Origin of the sequence: Segatella oris (assembly GCF_900637655.1) — a bacterium.
GTDB lineage: Bacteria > Bacteroidota > Bacteroidia > Bacteroidales > Bacteroidaceae > Prevotella > Prevotella oris.
This window is the reverse complement of sequence record NZ_LR134384.1, coordinates 790,523-808,116: the sequence shown is the minus strand read 5'-3', so window position 1 is coordinate 808,116 and position 17,594 is coordinate 790,523. Positions and strand designations below refer to the sequence as shown.

Sequence of the window (17,594 nt, the reverse complement as noted above, 5' to 3'; positions counted from 1 at the left end):
AGAGTTATGGCAGACCAATTGGAATATGTGGTAAGGAATGCCCTGATGGTGTGCGATAAGGGAGCTGCTCCTGCATTCTTCCTCCCGACCCACAACACGCACATTAAGATACAAGGATGCCTTGTTGCCAACAAGCTTGACAAGCAGCCGCTCGTGAACATTCCCACGTTCGGCATCTGCAGTCTTACGCAAAAGCCTTGTGTGCCTGCTTGTACGGAATGGCAGAAGACCTATAAGCTGCGGGTAAAAGGTCAAGAAACCCTCCTGTTCAGGTCAGAGATGCCCTGTAGCTTGGGCGGAAAGATTAATTTTGTGACCAGCGGCCAGATTCCGTTGCCTGATGATGCAATGGAGGATATCAAAGCCTTGCAGGAACAAGGGGCTAAGGAAGATGAAGATGAGGGTTGGGGCTGGCTTGATACTGTAGAATTGATTCCCGTAGTCGGTTCCATCGTCGGTGCTGTTCGCGAGGGAATGAAAGGCAACTGGGGAATGATGGCCATGAACATCGGTTTCCTAGCCTTGGATGTTGCCGGGCTTGTATCGTTTGGGGCGACTACCGCAGCCTCCTCTGCAGGTAAAGCCGGTATTAAGGCTGGCGTTAAGGTTGCGGCCAAGTCTGCTGCCAAAGCCGTAGCCAAACAGGTCGGCAAGACAGGACTGAAGACCGCAATAAAACTAACGGCCAAGGGAGCAAGGAAAGCTTTCTGCAAATCTATTGACAAGATTGTCGGCAAGGCTTCTGCCGGGCATGTCTGTGTCTTTGCCTGTTTCCCTGCAGGGACTAAAATCAATACGGCTGTCGGATTGAAGAACATTGAGGATATCAAGGCCGGTGACAGGGTCTGGTCGTATGACGAATTGACTGGTGAGACAGGATTGCAGGATATCGTCCGGACGATGGTTCGTGAAAGTGATCATACCGTTGAACTATATACGGAAAAGGAAATCATAGAGACGACTGCTGAGCACCCTTTCCTTACAGGAAACGGTTGGAAAGATGCCGCTAATCTGCAAACAGGCGATAAGATAAGAAGCAGAAATGAAGAAGATATCGAAATAAAAGATGTAAAGTTCTCGTATCGGCCAAGGAAAGTTTATAACTTTGAGGTCTCTAATTGGCATACCTACTTTGTGGGGGCATTGCAGTGGCTGGTGCATAATGCCTGCTTGACAGAATTAGCAAGGAAGGGAATTGAATATGCCCGGCGTATATTACGTGGCATCAAATTCAATAAAGTGATGGTCAAGAAGCTCGGGAAGAAAGAGTTTGCACACGAAGTATGGTTAGAGGGAATGAAACGTCGTGTTGATACAGTGATGAAAAACGGCAAGAAGGTTATCAGCCGGAAGGCCACACAGTTGTCTGATGTGACAGAGGAGACAGCCAAGAAATATATTGACGAGGTCGCGGGGTATAGAGGAAAAAAAGTTCAGAACCCTAAAAGAATGGAAGAGGGAGTTGTGCGAATCAGAAAAAATGCCAAGGCTGAGCTTTCTATTCCCAAACAAGAAAAAAACATTCCAAAGAATATTAAGGAATATGCAAAGAAAAGGGAAGTACATATTAAAGAAGAAAAAGACATTACAATGGATAATCTAAAAAATTGGTAAGGAAAAGATAATAATTATGGAAGAATTAAAATTGCTCTATCAAAACTGGAATTATTCATATTACGAACTCCAATCAGAAGAAGATACATTATTTAATTTCGAATGTGAATATAAAAATCGTATCTCTAAACACATCCCGAAAGAGATGCAACATTACTCTTTAGAAGAATGGTATAAATTTGCTTATAAGCAAAATTTACAGATGATTAAAATGATATGGAATAACAAAGTGGATAGTGAAAAATATAATGATTTACTTGATACATTAGGATTTCCTTATCAAGTAACAGCTTACTTGGAATTTAATAATCAACCTTATGCTTATATTTTATTTTTAGGTGATGGATATACTCTATCTTTTCTTGATGAGTTAGGGCGAGAGTTTATGAGCTATAGTTTTTCAGCTAATCCCGATGTAGAATATAAAGAATATGTTAGAGACGGCTATCTTTTCTTATATGAACTTTCCTTGCGTTATTATCATAAGGAAAAAGACGAATATGGAGACTGGGACTACGACTATACCGACTATGAATTCACACCAGACGGAAGAGTTCGCAAGATAGAGGAAATCGGTGACGAGCGCACAATTTATGATTCGGAGCAGCGTATCAACGTAGAATCTAATTGGCAGAAGTATCCTGAATTCGGCGACTGGCTTCCTTTATTTGAAATGAAACGTTGGAAAGATGACGAACTAATGCCATTGACAGATAAAGAAAAAGACAACTCGTATAAATTTCCTTGGGAATTGGATGATGACGAATAGATAAAAGGTCAAGCGACTCTCCTGTTCAGGTCAGATATGCCTTGCAGCTTGGGCGGAAAGATTAATTTTGTGACCAGCGGCCAGATTCCGTTGCCTGATGATGCAATGGAGGATATCAAAGCCTTGCAGGAGCAAGGGGCTAAGGAAGATGAAGATGAGGGTTGGGGCTGGCTTGATACTGTAGAATTGATTCCCGTAGTCGGTTCCATCGTTGGTGCTGTCCGTGAGGGGATGAAAGGCAACTGGGGAATGATGGCCATGAACATCGGTTTCCTAGCCTTGGATGTTGCCGGGCTTGTATCGTTTGGGGCGACTACCGCAGCCTCCTCTGCAGGTAAAGCCGGTATTAAGGCTGGCGTTAAGGTTGCGGCCAAGTCTGCTGCCAAAGCCGTAGCCAAACAGGTCGGCAAGACAGGACTGAAGACCGCAATAAAATTAACGGCCAAAGGAGCAAGGAAAGCTTTCTGTGAATCTATTGACAAAATTGTCGGCAAGGCTTCTGCCGGGCATGTCTGTGTCTTTGCCTGTTTCCCCGCAGGGACTAAAATCAATACGGATGGCGGACTGAAGAACATCGAGGATATCAAGGCCGGTGACAAGGTTTGGTCGTATGACCAATCGAGCGGTGAAACTGGATTGCAGGAAATCGTCCGAACGATGGTTCGTGAAAGTGATCATACCGTTGAACTATATACGGAAGAGGAAATCATAGAAACGACTGCTGAGCATCCTTTCCTTACAGAAAACGGTTGGAAAGATGCCGCTGATCTGCAAACAGGCGATAGGATAAAAAGCAGCAATGAAGAAGATATCGAAATAAAAGATGTAAAGTTCTCGTATAAGCCGAGGAAAGTTTATAACTTTGAGGTTTCCAATTGGCATACTTACTTTGTGGGGACATTGCAGTGGCTGGTGCATAACGCTAAGAAATGTCTTTCCAGAATTGTAAAGAAAGTAAGTAATCGCCTAAAATATATGGGACGAACACCTGGGAAAAACAGTAAAACAGGGCGAGAGGTCTTTAATAGAATGCTGGTGAAAGAAAATCCACCAAGGGCAAGGATTTTTAGAGGTGAGAAACAATTTTGGGATGGCCAAAGATGGAGAAATATTAAAGAAGCGGATATGGGGCACAAAATAGATGCAGTACATTGGTGGAATACAGAAGGTAGAAAGTATGGTGCAAAATCTAAGGAGGTACGTGAGTGGATGCTAAACAGTGATAATTATGAATTACAATACTATCGTACCAACAGAAGCAAAGGTGCCCAAATAAAAGAAATATATAAAGAACCTTTAAAATAAAATCAAAAAATGGCAATATTGGATTATAATATTCAGGCACAAATCGATGGCTTATCAGAATGTGCTTATGATAAGTCTAAGAGGAAAGAATTTTATGCTTGCCTAAAACTTCATGAGCAGGCGTGGTCAATGTATCCAGAACCTAAAAATAATTGGAATGAGGCTTACAATACAGCAAAGTATGCTGTAGACGATAGTTTTAAAATGTTAGATTTAGATAATGTCAAGAAATGGCTTAATCGAATGATTTATATTAACAATAATCTTCATCAAAGTGATGAGGAATTAGCTCACTATATCGGTAAATATAAATTTGAAATAAAAGATTATCAAGGAGCCTTTGAAGATTTCAAAAATGTAGTCCAAGTAGCTGGAATGCGTTATTTCGATAATGAGCCTTCTAAATATATGGATTTTTATCTACATCCCGAAAAGTTTATATACAATGAATGAACTATCCGTAGAACTTTACGATTCCATCATGCATGAAATGGAACAAGGAGACAATGCATCTGAAAATGAGTTTTTAAAGTCTGCACTGAAGCATTATAAACGTGCCTTAGTTTTACTCCCTTTTCCTAAGACGGACTGGGAAATAGCATTGCATGTCTATACGGCTTTAGGGGATTGCTGTTTTAACCTTGAAGACTATTCGTCGGCAAACTCCTATTATAATGAAGCCTTACTATGTCCTGATGCAGTCGAATATGGATATGTTTGGCTTGGATTAGGTCAGTCGTTCTATGAACTTGGAAATATGGAAAAGGCGAAAGATGCACTGATGAGTGCTTATATGTTAGAAGGAAAGGAGATTTTTGAGGATGTAGATGAAAAATATTTTAGCATCATCAAAGATAATATGTAACGTGAGTTTGAATGATTTATTTATATTAGCCAATAAAATCCTGAGTATCAAACAGATAACAAATCTCTTCTTATAGCCTTGTAATATGCCTCATATCACCTGGTAAAGTGACTCTAATCACACGGTAAAATGAGTCACTTTGCGAGGTAATATGAATGAGATTGCAAGACAGTCTGAATGATGAAAGCCAGCAGACAGGAAAGAACCGTTAAATATCCATAATCTGCAAGTCTTTTAATCTGTATTCCTTTGACTTTAGATTCCATTTTTCTACATTTGCTTTCAAAGACAACAGACTGCAATTCTTCCTCTTCTACCCCAGAGCAAGACTGTCTTTCAGCCGACAGAGGAGACTTCAAGAAGTTGTTGAGGTTTTCTCTATTTTGTTTTCACGCCAACTTGATGACAGTATCATGAAAGACCTCCGGTAACATTATCAACAACAATTAAAAAAGTTTTAATTATGGGTTCATTCAGAGCAACACTGGAATTGGGCGGCAAGTTTGGTCACGGACGTGTGCAGGTGCAGATGAACTGGCAGACGGAGAATATGAATGTAAACGTGGGGAAAAACTTTAATATGCAGATAGGAGAAGAAGCAAGTGTTAATGTTGAAGGTAATAGTAGTTTAATGGTGAACCAAAACTCGACGGTCTCTATTTCTAAAAATAACATAATTAGCATTGGTGGTGATGAAAAGCGTGAAACGAAAGGCAGCCTACGGGTTACTTCAGAGAAGAGCGTGGATATTCATTCTTTAGGTGAAACCAATATAGAGTCAGATAAGCGAATGATCATCGCTGCACAGGATAAAATGTACATCAAGAGCAGTGATAAAGTAGATATAGCAAAAGGATAGAATGAAGAGACATCTATTAGTAGGACTTTTAGCTGCCACATTGTGTGTGATGGCTATAGCCTGTAATAACAAACAAGATATGAGCACAAGAACAACATTTCCATGGGTTGCCAATGTCACAGCGCCCCGCAATTATCCGGTAGAAGTGAAATATGGCTTTGTGGGGTTTGGCCAAGGGCAGAAGTATCCCATTATGAGTTCTTTTGCCAATGCAGGGATAGGAATAAGTAAAGGTGAAGTAAGTTTCGCAGACTTGGATGGTGAGGGGCTTGCTATGCCTAATCGTTTAGAAGTTTTGTGGCTATCATATACAGAACGTAAATTTTACAAGGCAGACATAGCCTTTTCTGAAAAACTTCAGGCAAGAATTCTTAGTTTATTCCAAGAGGGGTATGAAAATGAACAAAAGCATGAAAACTACTCTTGTTTCCTTGTCACTTTGCTTCCGGGAGGGAAAATATGGTTATATTTGAATGGCATTGCAAGATATAGTTTGGTGTGTGATACTTTGCAATCAGATGCTATAGATATGTCGCTTGGCGATTTTGCCAAAGACGCACTTCTCGTTGATAGCACTGTTGAAGACTATTGCAAAGGAAATCTGAATAAGGAACAGGTTGTCAATCTCAAGGAAAATGGTGTTCCTTATGAACTTTGGAGCAAGTATCAGGAACGCTTTAATTATGATATTGAATTCGAATTTGAAGATAATCTCTGCAAGATAGATAGTTTTCATTTTGCTAAACACTTCATAAATGGAGAGTTCAATTATGCTTGCGATGGTGTAAAAGTAGGAGAACAGTCTCGCCCCAAGCAACTCTATTTGAAATGGAATGTTGCAGATACAACTTATACGGGCGAGTTTTTCTTTGACGAGCAAGAAGTGTTGGACATGTTCTCCAAAGGCTTTAGCCATAAGACAGCGAATGTAAGAGGGAAATTTATGGTAAAAGTAAGCAAATATAATAATCGGTTTGATATCTATTTGCAAGTGGGAGACAATAAGTATTATTTAAAGAATTGTCAAATAGATGTTTTTAAGGTTACACCTGAGAATGAAAAAGATGACGACCACTTATTCTATTGGAATTATGAAGGCGAAGAGGTTCGGAAATATATAGGAGCATAGTATGAAAGAAATATATACAAATAGGAAGTGTGGCATTGAACTTCCCGATAAGAATCCTAATAAAAGGCCCAATGATTCCATAGATATTACCATCGGTGTGTTTTTTGATGGAACAGGTAACAATAAATATAATGTGTACTTCAACCAAAGAGCAAAGGAACAGTTCAAAAAGGGTTATGAAGCGTATATGGATAAAAAGGGGCAGAAGAAATATAAACCATCTAAAGGTTATGATAGCTATAAAAGTGGGTGTTCTAATGTTGCTATATTGTGGGAAATGTATGATACGAGTATCCCATATCAAGAAAAGGTTTATATAGAAGGACCGGGAACGGAAGCTCCCGTAGGAGGTAGTCGCTATTTTGATGAGGAAGAAGGACTATCGTCATCGGGGAAAGGCGATAGTGTTGTGATTGGAGAAGGACTTGGAATGGGAGATACTGGCATTGATGCGAAAGTAGATAGAGCTTTCAAAGTAATTGAGGATAAGGTGTTGTCCATATATAATAATATGAACAAGAAAATTATTAAAAGTATCACGTTTGATGTTTTCGGATTTAGCCGCGGAGCAACAGAAAGTCGTATTTTTGCAAGAAAGATTTTTGTAAAGAATAACCTCTTGTCAAAAAAACTAAAATCTTGCAATATAAATAGAGCTAATGAAATTGAATATTATATTAATTTTTTAGGCTTGTTTGATACGGTGGCGTCCCATAAAACAAGGGTTCTATATGATAGTAGTAAAGACGAAAGTTTATATATTCCTCAAAATGTATCAATGGTTGTTCATTTGGTTGCAGCAGATGATTATCGATGCTATTTCCCTTTGACAACAGTTAGTTCAGCATATGAAAAGGAGAAGAAGTGTATTGAATATGCATTACCGGGAGCCCATAGTGACATTGGTGGTGGGTATGCAGATGCAGAGAAAGAAATCTTGTATATGGGAAGCAAATTCCCTTCGCAAAAGACTATTCATGATAAAGATAGTAAAGATTTCAGAGGCTATATATCTTTAACAGATTTACGGGATAGACAGTGGATATCAGTTTCTGATTATAATAAAGCTATAGAATACTATATAAAAAAGCCAATGAGTTTAGATGCTCCCTGCCGTAATGTCAAGAATCATTATGCTCGAATACCATTGAAAATTATGCATCAAGTAGCCGTGGACAATGATCTTGATTTTAGAGTGACGGATGGAACGAAGAAGTATCAAGAGATACCTCCTGAGGATAAAGAATTGATACATGTTGCAAGATTTTTGATGGGTGAATTTTTTGCATCACGAAAAATCTATAGGATAAACGTTAAAGATTGGGTGGATGAGAGAGGTAAGGAGTATAAGATGGGAATAGATTTTACTTATGGACGCTGGACTGACAAACTCCTAAAATCGATAAGAAGGTGTTTTCTGCACTTATCTGCAGAAGATTCTATTTCTAACCCTGCAACGAGTACAGGAAGACGTGTCATCATACAAGGATAGTAAAAATGTTGATATGGTTATACAAAAAGGTTACTATTATTTCTTCTCAGAAATGGTTTTTCCAAATGGACATAAATCATCTTATGAGAAAAATATCAATGTGGAATATAAACATCCTTTTGATATTACTATTACTAATATTGGGAATGACAGCATTAATGGCAAACCACCTGGGGATTTCGACTTTGTAATGTCTTGGCTCGGCAAAGCACTCTATCCCCAGACCATTCGCCTAGACCATTTGGGACTATTGAAAGAAGTTGTAAATGCCAATGGGATGCGAGAACGATATGTCAAAGAAGGTCAGCGAATAATGGATTACTATGAGCAAACCCCGTTGATTGTTCAGTATGTTGAAAGGTGTATAGAAAGATTAGGGGATGAGAAGAAACTCTTGCGGCTCATTTCACTGAGTAACATTTATCAGTTAGTAACGATAGGCTTAGATATTACAAGGTATGAGTATCGATTAGTTGATTTTCCATTTGTAGGAGATATTATCTCTTTTCACTTGGCGATAGTAAAAGAAGAAGAGGAAGAGATGCTGTTGACGATTCCAGAAATCAAGACAGACAGAAAGATTCTATCCCATAAAGGTAAGGCGTATGTGCATAAGATTGAGAAAGGAATGTTTAATCATATACAGTTGATGTTGGAGGTTGAAATAGAAGACAAAGGATTTTACACAAGAAGATTAGAACTCAAGCGAATGGAGGGGACGGAATGAAAGATGAATATATTGTAAACAGGGCAATATGCCAATGCAAGTTCGGCTCCACACCTGGCTTTCTGAAGGTGACAGACAATCAGGCCATTTGCATGAATGGCAAGCTGGCAGCTACAGACAAGACATTAGGCAATGTTTTTGAAGGTGCAGGCTTCACGATGTGTAAAAAGTCGTGGCCGCCTAAGCCATGTGTCCCAGCCTTTGTCAGTTGGGCGGGGGCGTATGACGGTGTTTCCATCAACGGCTCATCTCCATTACTGGGGACAAGCAAGGGGACATGTGTCATGGGCTGTACAGATTGTATCAGTTTCCAAACCTCTGGACAAATACCCATTCCCAGCGAGCGACAAGTAATGAAATCTGCAATGGCACTGCGAAATGACATCAATCCGCTGGCTGTAGATGAACCTAGTATCGTGACCTATCATATCTATTGGGATGGAAGAATAGAAAAACATATTCCGAAAGCGATACAGAAAGGATATGAGGATAAATACAAGTATGTATACCATAAAAAGTAGAAGAAAAGAATGACAACGATGGAAAGAATGAAGGGCAAACGGCAGAGAATGAAAAAACAAAAATAGATGTATGTATCCTGTCAATAAGAAAAGTAAGGAAGAGAGGAAATGGCAAAACAGAACAGGCAATACCTAAGGACCTAAAAGTCGCTTATACTTATCCAAAGGGTGGAAATGCACAGGAAGCTTATATAGATAAGGATCAAAGAATATATGTCAAAGGAACTCACTATGGCATTAAAAGTTATCCAGCATCTACTGGGATGGTTGAATTAGCGAGGATGCCTGATGGATTGTCTATAAAAAATGGGGGAATTACAATCCTATTTACATTTAGTAGTACACAGCGAAGATATTGTAATCCTGATACGATGGCAGGGTTCATTGGCGCACTTGCAGAGTTTGGGAAACCTATGAAATGTACGGGTATGTGTTTTGCAGATGCAACAAGTTACCCTAGCCTAAGTCATCCCAATGGAGATAGTGCAGACACAGAATACTGCTCATCATTTAAAGATGAGCAAAGGAAAGTGAATGCTTTCATACATTTTCATTTTACAAAAATATTCCGGGGCAAAGAGTCTTGGTTTCCAAAATTAGCGGGCACAAAATTTGCTTCAGGTCACGAGACTCATTTGCACGCAGGAGATTTTGATATAAGTAAAGTAACGGTTAAGAAGCTATGAAGTTTTTATTATCTTTCATCGTAATCACATTTATCTGTATGTCTGCATGCTGTCAGACGATAAACTCACCAACAAAAGCTGGTGATACAGATACTTGTCTGGTCGATTTTACGAAACACGCCTTCCCACAGAAATGGGAGAATAACACTATTGATTCCATTTATTGGATTACATTCCTTTCAAATGATCGGTATTTTGAATCGCTTTCAACTATGCCTCAACAGACGTTAGGCGTATTACCACGTAAGAAATCAACAGCCACTGACTATCTCGTGGATTCTGCCTACTACTGCAAGACGATGTATTCTACTAAAAAATACACGCTCAACATATACAAGAGTGGTTCCAAATACCAAAGTAAAAAGGGAGATGAAATGTTCGCCCCCGTTAACTATATTGCTTTTGCTACATTGGACGCCAAACAAAGAGTCATAGACTATCTGATATGTTACTATTTTGTATACCGACTTTACGAATCCTCAGAACGTTATTTTTATATAGATAATAACAAAAATATCACACTAATCAACTTTTATACTGATGAATTGGAGACTACGTTTTGGGGAAAATGCACCTACCATATCAGTGAACAAGGCAGGTTTATTCTAAAACCAAAGACCGGGGAATTAAAAAACAACAGATTAAAACGGTATATACTGTAACATCGATATAGAAGGAATTAATTATGAAAGTGTTTAGGGTGCAATCCAAGAAAGAAAAAGAAGCCTGCATAACTCTTACCTTCATTCAAACTACAATAAGGCTTGGATAAAGATGATTATTTTATCGGTTCTGTTATGTCTCATTGTCTCTTGTGGGCAGAGTCATGCCTTCCAAACTGAAACGATTTCGGCTTCAAAGGCAAACAGCGATTCGTTACTACTTGGCGACAAGTGCATTTCAAACAAAGATTTTGCCCATCAGGTTAACACCACATGTGTAGCAGGGAAAGAAGCATGCATATTGGAACAGCTCACAATAGACTATTATAAGCTGCTTTCTCATAAGCCAAAATTTAATTTGAAACTTGATAAGCTACACACTATCTCACTAAAAACCTATAAAGAAAAGAGCGGAGTGGAAGAACATATCAGAACATTTGCCATATTGTATGCAGGCAAGCAGATTAGCGACTCCCTCTTATGTTATGAGTATTACAACAATGCTAACACACTCTCCTGTTATGAGCAAATCTATTATATTGATGTTGAACAGCGCTGTTTATGGACTATCATGCTCACTTATGACGAAGAGAGTGCAAAAGCTGACAATGTAAAAGTTTATAGAATAGATTTAAAGAGGAATAGGTTTCACAAGAACGAATAGCATGGAACCATAATATTATCAGGTTACAGAATACATCAACGCGCTTATGGCATAAAACATTCTGTTTGAGAAAGAACATACGAGTTAGGATTAATAAAAGCACTGATTATCAAATAGATAGAAATTCCTTTTTCATTGTCTTGCAATATGCCTCATATCACCTTGCAAAGTGACTTAAATCACGCAGTAAAATGAGTCACTTTGCAAGGTAATATGAATGAGATTGCAAGACCGTCTGAATAACACAAGCCAGCAGGCAGGGAAGAACTGTTAAATATCCATAATCTGCAAGTCTTTTAAGCTTCTTTCCTTTGTCTTTAAATTCCTATTTCCTATCTTTGCCTTCAAAGACAACAGATTGCAATTCTTCCTCTTCTTCCCCAGAGCAAGACTGTCTTTCAGCCGACAGAGGAGACTTCAAGAAGTTGTTGAGGTTTTCTCTTTTTTGTTTTCATGCCGCCTTGATGACAGAATCATAAATACCTCTGGTGATATTATCAACAACAATTAAAAAAGAAAATTATGGTTTGGAATCATAGAATAGCACTGATTTTGCTTGAATGTATGATGCTCAGCTGTAGCTATGGATGTATGAGAAATCAGCCAAAGAGTCAAATATACGGTAAAAACATAGCGACAAAGAAAGTAACAGATAATATGAAAAACATAGGAAATGAGAGAAAGTTGCTTTTGGCTGAAAGTGGCTTTGATTTTCCGAGTGCGCAAGAGTTCGAGTCTAAAATAAAACAAGTATTTGGATATGATATTAAAGAAAACACAAACGATATCATTGAAGTGGAATTAAATCCTTTAATTGAGGACGAACCTGACAATCTTATAATATATAGGAAAGATAGATTTGTCGATTTGAATATTCATTCAAACGTATATGATGATAAATTATATCTACTGGCTTTCAATAATTATCTATTCTATGGAAAGAAATCAGATTTCGCATACATGCAAAAAGATTTATACCACATATATGAATTAGTACAAGATTTTGGATATTGGGATGATCATCTCAAAACCTTTATCTTTAAAAAGATGAAAGCCGATGAGGATAATCATGCTTGGTTTTCTATATTCTTTGGGAGAATTGGGATAAACGGAAAATGGAAGCTAAGAAGAAATATATTCAGACAATACTGTAGAGAGGCAGAAAACTGTCAAACGATGTTTATGCCTTTTCTTGAAGAGATTCTAAATGAACCTTATAAAACAAAATACGAGGGTAATCTTGACGAAGATGTGGCCTATATCTTAGAACTTATATCAAAGAAAGAATTAGAAAAGGAACAAACTCCCGGTGTGATTGGTATCATAAGTGATACGTATTCAAAGCATTCGGAATTGCTCAATAGATTCAAAAAGAAGAATTATTATGGATATGAGAACCTGAAATTTTATTCACAATATTATGAAGATGAAATACAAGAAAACTGAAGAAGATGCAAAGAGGAATGAACTTGAGTCAAGAACGCCTACATCGTGCATTACAAGGAAACCCTTGATGCAACCAACGAGGTACCGATGACCATCGCCATGACATTCTCGGCAGAGACCATTACCGTGGGTAATGCCGAGCTGGACAACCGCTGGCCGAAGGTATAAGCACGACTGCAAGTAAGTCGGTAACGGGCCTTCCTGCCTCGGACAAGAAGCCGGAGGAGGAAGGCCTGATTTTCTTTTAAGGAATAGCAACAAAGAATAACACCCTAAATCTGGAACATGTCAATACTCAACCACAAGATTTCCGTAGGCATAGACGGAAAGAAGTTATTTTCCTTCAAGTCGCTAAAGCTTCATCAGTCCATCAACAATCACCACCGTTTCGAGCTGTTCCTTGACCTTGAGGCTGGGGGAAACAGATATGCCCACAACCTCAAGGACAGTGCAAAATGGATTGGAAAGTCATTCGCCGTATATGCAGGAGAGAATTCGGAAACCACCTTCATGGGGGTCATCACGGGCGTGAGCCTGCACAGGAAGAACAGTGATTTCGGACATATTCTGGTGTCGGGATACTCAGAGACCTACCGCCTCGAGACCGACCTGAACTTCAACTCATGGACAGGATGCACCCTGGCTGACATCATCAAGGAGATGACTTCCAAGGCGGGGGTGAGTGCAAGGATAAATCCCGAATACACCGAGAAGCTCGACTACGTTTGCCAGTACAACGAGTCGGACTTCACGTTCATCAAGCGTCTTGCCCTGCAATACAACGAATGGCTCTACTATGACGGAATCGACCTGGTCTTCGGCCGACCCGTACATCTGCCGGATGCTGTGAAGCTCGAGTTCGGGACAAGCCTCTCGTCACTTGACATCGGAGTCAAGGCGCTGGCAAAGCCGGCAAAGGTGTTCTCCTATCATTCGCTCAACGACCAGACCATTGCTGCAGAAACCCCGAACAAGCCCACCGACAAGGACCAGCTGGGCTATGAGGCCTTCCAGGCTTCGCTCGAGATGTACAGGAATCCTGCAAGGCAGTATGCCCTGCCCCGCATCCACTACACCTCAGAGATGACGAGGTATGTCAGGAAGAAGCAGGAGGCAGCCACGGCCGAGTCGCACTATGTACTGGGGCAGAGTGAGACGGCAACCCTCGTCACGGGAAGCGTGGTGGACTTGAAGAGTTCCTTCCTCGAGCGGGCGGGCAGCCTGACGAGCGAGTCATTGGGCGAGTTCTTCATCACCGAGATAACACATACCGTGGGCGAGGATAGCTATTACAGCAATACGTTCAAGGCCATTCCTGCGGTCGTGGACACGCTGCCGGAGCCTGAGGTGGAGATGCCGATTGCCGAACCGCAGATGGCCAGGGTCACCAGGAATGACGACAAGTTCGGTCACGGACGTGTGCAGGTTCAGATGAACTGGCAGGCGGAGAAGATGTCTACGGACTGGCTGCGCGTCATGGCGCCAGACGGTGGAAGCAGTGATCAGGTGAAAAGCAACCGTGGCTTCGTGTTCATTCCCGAGGTGGGTGACCATGTGCTGGTGGGATTCCGACACGGTGACCCCAACAGACCCTATGTCATGGGAAGCCTGTTCAACGGAACTACGGGAGCGGGAGGATTTGCAGAGAACCATTTGAAAAGCCTTACCACAAGAAGTGGTTCTACCATTACCTTTGATGATACCGCACATACAATTCTTTTACAAACTACACATGCAAACAGTATTTTTGTAGATGAAAAGAACGGCACCATTGCTATATCTTCCGCAGAGGAGGTGAATGTTAATACAAAAAATGTAAATATCAATGCTTCGGAGAACATGAATGTCAATGTGGGAAAGGACTTCAACATGCAGGTGGGAGAGGAAGCTTCTGTTAATGTCGGAAAGAATTCTTCGGTCTCAATCCAAGGAAATTACAGTAAGAATATAGAAAAAGACTCCCAAATATCTGTTAATGGGAATCAGAATACTGAAATACATGGGAATTTAGTAACAGATGTAACAAAATCTATGGAGGTCAGCACTATGGACAATGTTACTCTGGGGTCGCGGGGAATAACAGTAATCAAGGCCCAAGATCATCTCTACATCAAGAGTAACACCAAGGTAGATATTGCAAAAGAATAAGAATTATGAGAAAGACATTTTCACTTCTATCCATTATCGTTATTTGCATTATAGCTTTCTCTTGTAAAGCAAATCTGAAAGAAAATAAGAATATGAATACAAAATTCAAGTGGGACTTTACAATAGCAGCTCCGAGACATTACCCTGTAGAAGCCAAATATGCGACAATTACTTTTGGGGAAGAGGGGTCGTTTGACGCTATGGATTTAACTCCGCAAGTAGGGATAGGTTACCCTACGGGGAGCAATTTCAACCCTGACAACTATAAAGAAGATATAGACTTGCCAACTGGTTTACACATCTTATGGGCCTCATTTGCAGACAGGAAATATTACAAGGCAGATATCGAATTCTCAGATGAACTAAGAAAGAAAATGCTGCTGATATTCAGAGAAGGATACCATGACACATTTGAAAACAAGCATCAGAATTATTGCAATGTTGTTGCTACATTATTACCAGGTGGACATATCTGGCTTTATGTAAACGACGACCTTATCAGATCGATCCTCGTTTGTGATACTTTGAAGGGTAAGGAAGTAAAGCTGAAGCCAGAGAGGACTGAATTCGCGGAAGATCCTACCAATCCATTTGAAAACTTGGAGAAGGCTTCTGCCCTTGCAATGAAGGACAACTTCCATTCTGATGAAATCCTAAAGAAATATGGCTGTTCAGATACGATTTGGGAAAACTATAAGAGACGTTATAATTATCACATCAAAATGGATTTTGAAAATAAAGAGACAAAATTCATACCGGTCAGTTATACCATTCATTATGCCAATGGGGAAATCCAAAATGTGGCAGATAAAGGTTACTTTCCTCGCCCCGCCATACCTATGAATTTAGAATTCCAGTGGACAGTTAATGATATGCTCTATGAAGGCCATTTCTATTTTGATGAGGCAGAAATAATTCATGCCTATAAGAAGATATATGGTTCGTTTGCTGATCAGGAAGGAACTTTAGTCATAAAGGTCAGCAAATATAATAATTGGTTTGATATATATTTAGTGGTAGGAGACAAAAAGTATAGAATTGTGGATACGAAAATCCATGTCTTCAGAAAAGAAGTTCACGAAAGTGATGACAAGGCGGTTGTAATTTATGATAATCATCCACAGGATGGCAATAATCCTATAATTTTCATGGGGGAATGAACTATGGGAAAAGTTTATATAGGAACTGATTCGAAAGTTGTTAAGAAAAAGAGTAAATACATATCATTAATTATTCCCATAATACTATTACTTTCAATAATTTCCTATATGGTATTTATCAAGAAGCGTCATTACTATATTTCATCAGGGATTGGACCAATATGCGTAGATGATGAAGTAAGAGAAGGGGTTAAAATTATAGGTAAGTTTAAATTAAAGAATCCTCATCCAAAACCTATTGACGATAAAGAGATACTTTTCACAAAAAAAAGTTACCAATTTGGTTAAAAGAAAATTACTCTCAGATCAATGCAAATAACTTGCACCAGAATTTGTCTGTTTCCGAATTGAAACGCAAAATACAATATGTATTTACTGTGTATCAAGATGGAAGTATGATAGAGGCTGATATCTACTGCTTGACATTGTATGATAAAAATACTCCCTATAATGTATACATTCCGAAAGCTCTTTGGGATGATGAAGAGTTTGTTAAACAAAGAGGACACAAATGGGGAGAGTATATTTTAGTATACCCATTCTTAGACGAAAAGTGGCATTCTAATATAGATTGTAACGATATTTATTCTCCAGGTGATTTATGGTAAGAAAGGTAATATCTTATACTCTGTTGGGGATTACTCTGTTGGGGATAGCAAGTCATTGGATGGTTACCCATACCAATTTGAATCCTACATTAAAAAGAGGGCTTCCAATTGATAGCTTTAATGGCGTCTATGTTTACTATAATGGTGGAACCAGCCAGTCATCTGGACGAAATGTCATTGATGGCTATAATGTTGGAATTCGCTACCAGTGTGTGGAATTCGTGAAGCGGTATTACTACCTGCATTATCATCATCATATGCCCGATACGTATGGAAATGCGAAAGATTTTTTTGACAAAAAACTATCTAGTGGGTCCTTAAATACTGCTCGTGGCCTTTTTCAATATAAAAATAGAGATCAAGTTAGACCTCAGAAAGGTGATTTATTAGTATTTGATTCTTATATATTCAATCCCTATGGACATGTTGCTATCGTTTCTAACGTTACCGATAAGAACATTGAGATTATTCAACAAAATCCGGGTCCTTGGGGGAGGAGTCGAACTAATATAGAATTAGAAACCTGCTTATGAGCATACTCCAAGAAAGCTGACATCTGGGAGGAGTCGAACTAATATAGAATTAGAAAGGACTGGCAGGAATTGGCTGATAAAAAATAATAGGATTCTTGGATGGCTAAGAATAGAAGGCATACGGCACAATAATATATTGAGAAAATGAATCCAAATAATAGTATACAGTATTTAATGGAGGTGCATTTGTCTGCATATAAGGCAAACGACTCTCCACAAGATAGTTCTTTCTCTACGGAATATAACTTGTTGCCTGTAAGGGAATTATCTTGTTCTGATAAAATGCAAGAAAATCTAACGCTATATAAAAGAGCTATAGATGACATCTTCATGAACTTAGAGGTAGTATCCTATAAAAGTGTGTAAGCCCATTTAATTCTTATCTTTGTACTTGAAAACAATAAAG

At 39.3% G+C, this 17,594-nt stretch carries 19 protein-coding genes and 1 pseudogene; all 20 read left to right on the top strand.

Annotated elements, in window-relative coordinates; genetic code table 11:
* The first annotated feature begins 6 nt into the window (after window positions 1-6).
* The 20 genes and pseudogenes from EL210_RS03320 (at window position 7) to EL210_RS03225 (ending at window position 17,188) form a co-directional block, all read left to right on the top strand.
* Window positions 7-1,614 (top strand): polymorphic toxin-type HINT domain-containing protein, encoded by a 1,608-nt coding sequence (locus EL210_RS03320; RefSeq protein ID WP_126370199.1) that lies wholly within the window; start codon window positions 7-9, stop codon window positions 1,612-1,614.
* 16 nt (window positions 1,615-1,630) lie between these two features.
* A complete protein-coding gene (locus EL210_RS03315) occupies window positions 1,631-2,383 on the top strand; it encodes a hypothetical protein (protein WP_018921290.1) in 753 nt (250 codons plus the stop codon).
* Between the two features lie 36 nt (window positions 2,384-2,419).
* Window positions 2,420-3,688: a polymorphic toxin-type HINT domain-containing protein gene (locus EL210_RS03310; protein ID WP_232000418.1), complete on the top strand. Its 1,269-nt coding sequence runs from the start codon at window positions 2,420-2,422 to the stop codon at window positions 3,686-3,688.
* A 9-nt stretch (window positions 3,689-3,697) separates the two neighbouring features.
* On the top strand, window positions 3,698-4,141 hold the full coding sequence (locus tag EL210_RS03305; protein WP_018921230.1) for a hypothetical protein: 444 nt from the start codon (window positions 3,698-3,700) through the stop codon (window positions 4,139-4,141).
* Window positions 4,134-4,553, top strand: coding sequence for a tetratricopeptide repeat protein (locus tag EL210_RS03300; RefSeq protein WP_018921229.1), 420 nt, complete (start codon window positions 4,134-4,136; stop codon window positions 4,551-4,553). Before EL210_RS03305 ends, EL210_RS03300 begins: the two co-directional genes overlap by 8 nt.
* Window positions 4,554-5,016: 463 nt before the next feature.
* Window positions 5,017-5,412 carry a hypothetical protein gene (locus tag EL210_RS03295; protein ID WP_018921228.1) on the top strand — a complete coding sequence of 132 codons (396 nt, stop codon included), beginning with the start codon at window positions 5,017-5,019 and terminating at the stop codon, window positions 5,410-5,412.
* A gap of 49 nt (window positions 5,413-5,461) precedes the next feature.
* Window positions 5,462-6,541 carry a DUF2931 family protein gene (locus tag EL210_RS03290; protein WP_018921227.1) on the top strand — a complete coding sequence of 360 codons (1,080 nt, stop codon included), beginning with the start codon at window positions 5,462-5,464 and terminating at the stop codon, window positions 6,539-6,541.
* Window position 6,542: 1 nt separating this feature from the next.
* Window positions 6,543-8,033, top strand: a complete 1,491-nt coding sequence (locus EL210_RS03285) for a phospholipase effector Tle1 domain-containing protein (RefSeq protein ID WP_018921226.1) — start codon at window positions 6,543-6,545, stop codon at window positions 8,031-8,033.
* A 13-nt stretch (window positions 8,034-8,046) separates the two neighbouring features.
* Window positions 8,047-8,760, top strand: coding sequence for a hypothetical protein (locus EL210_RS03280; RefSeq protein WP_036889669.1), 714 nt, complete (start codon window positions 8,047-8,049; stop codon window positions 8,758-8,760).
* Window positions 8,757-9,281 carry a PAAR-like protein gene (locus tag EL210_RS03275; protein WP_018921224.1) on the top strand — a complete coding sequence of 175 codons (525 nt, stop codon included), beginning with the start codon at window positions 8,757-8,759 and terminating at the stop codon, window positions 9,279-9,281. The genes EL210_RS03280 and EL210_RS03275 overlap by 4 nt, the downstream gene beginning before the upstream one ends.
* Before the next feature lie 263 nt (window positions 9,282-9,544).
* Window positions 9,545-9,967, top strand: a complete 423-nt coding sequence (locus tag EL210_RS03270) for a hypothetical protein (protein ID WP_018921223.1) — start codon at window positions 9,545-9,547, stop codon at window positions 9,965-9,967.
* Window positions 9,964-10,629 carry a hypothetical protein gene (locus EL210_RS03265; RefSeq protein WP_018921222.1) on the top strand — a complete coding sequence of 222 codons (666 nt, stop codon included), beginning with the start codon at window positions 9,964-9,966 and terminating at the stop codon, window positions 10,627-10,629. The genes EL210_RS03270 and EL210_RS03265 overlap by 4 nt, the downstream gene beginning before the upstream one ends.
* A gap of 112 nt (window positions 10,630-10,741) precedes the next feature.
* Window positions 10,742-11,293, top strand: coding sequence for a hypothetical protein (locus EL210_RS13745; RefSeq protein ID WP_018921221.1), 552 nt, complete (start codon window positions 10,742-10,744; stop codon window positions 11,291-11,293).
* Window positions 11,294-11,857: 564 nt separating this feature from the next.
* Window positions 11,858-12,739 (top strand): hypothetical protein, encoded by an 882-nt coding sequence (locus tag EL210_RS03255; RefSeq protein ID WP_018921270.1) that lies wholly within the window; start codon window positions 11,858-11,860, stop codon window positions 12,737-12,739.
* A pseudogene (gene tssD / locus EL210_RS03250) lies at window positions 12,717-12,907 on the top strand (type VI secretion system tube protein TssD); the annotation flags it as partial. The gene EL210_RS03255 and the pseudogene tssD, both read left to right, overlap by 23 nt.
* A gap of 117 nt (window positions 12,908-13,024) precedes the next feature.
* Window positions 13,025-14,887: a type VI secretion system Vgr family protein gene (locus EL210_RS03245; protein WP_126370198.1), complete on the top strand. Its 1,863-nt coding sequence runs from the start codon at window positions 13,025-13,027 to the stop codon at window positions 14,885-14,887.
* Window positions 14,888-14,892: 5 nt separating this feature from the next.
* On the top strand, window positions 14,893-16,047 hold the full coding sequence (locus EL210_RS03240; protein ID WP_018921254.1) for a DUF2931 family protein: 1,155 nt from the start codon (window positions 14,893-14,895) through the stop codon (window positions 16,045-16,047).
* A gap of 3 nt (window positions 16,048-16,050) precedes the next feature.
* Window positions 16,051-16,335 (top strand): hypothetical protein, encoded by a 285-nt coding sequence (locus EL210_RS03235; protein WP_018921253.1) that lies wholly within the window; start codon window positions 16,051-16,053, stop codon window positions 16,333-16,335.
* Window positions 16,336-16,442: 107 nt separating this feature from the next.
* Window positions 16,443-16,655 (top strand): hypothetical protein, encoded by a 213-nt coding sequence (locus tag EL210_RS03230; protein ID WP_018921252.1) that lies wholly within the window; start codon window positions 16,443-16,445, stop codon window positions 16,653-16,655.
* Window positions 16,649-17,188 carry a CHAP domain-containing protein gene (locus tag EL210_RS03225; RefSeq protein ID WP_232000415.1) on the top strand — a complete coding sequence of 180 codons (540 nt, stop codon included), beginning with the start codon at window positions 16,649-16,651 and terminating at the stop codon, window positions 17,186-17,188. Before EL210_RS03230 ends, EL210_RS03225 begins: the two co-directional genes overlap by 7 nt.
* The last annotated feature ends 406 nt before the right edge of the window (window positions 17,189-17,594 follow it).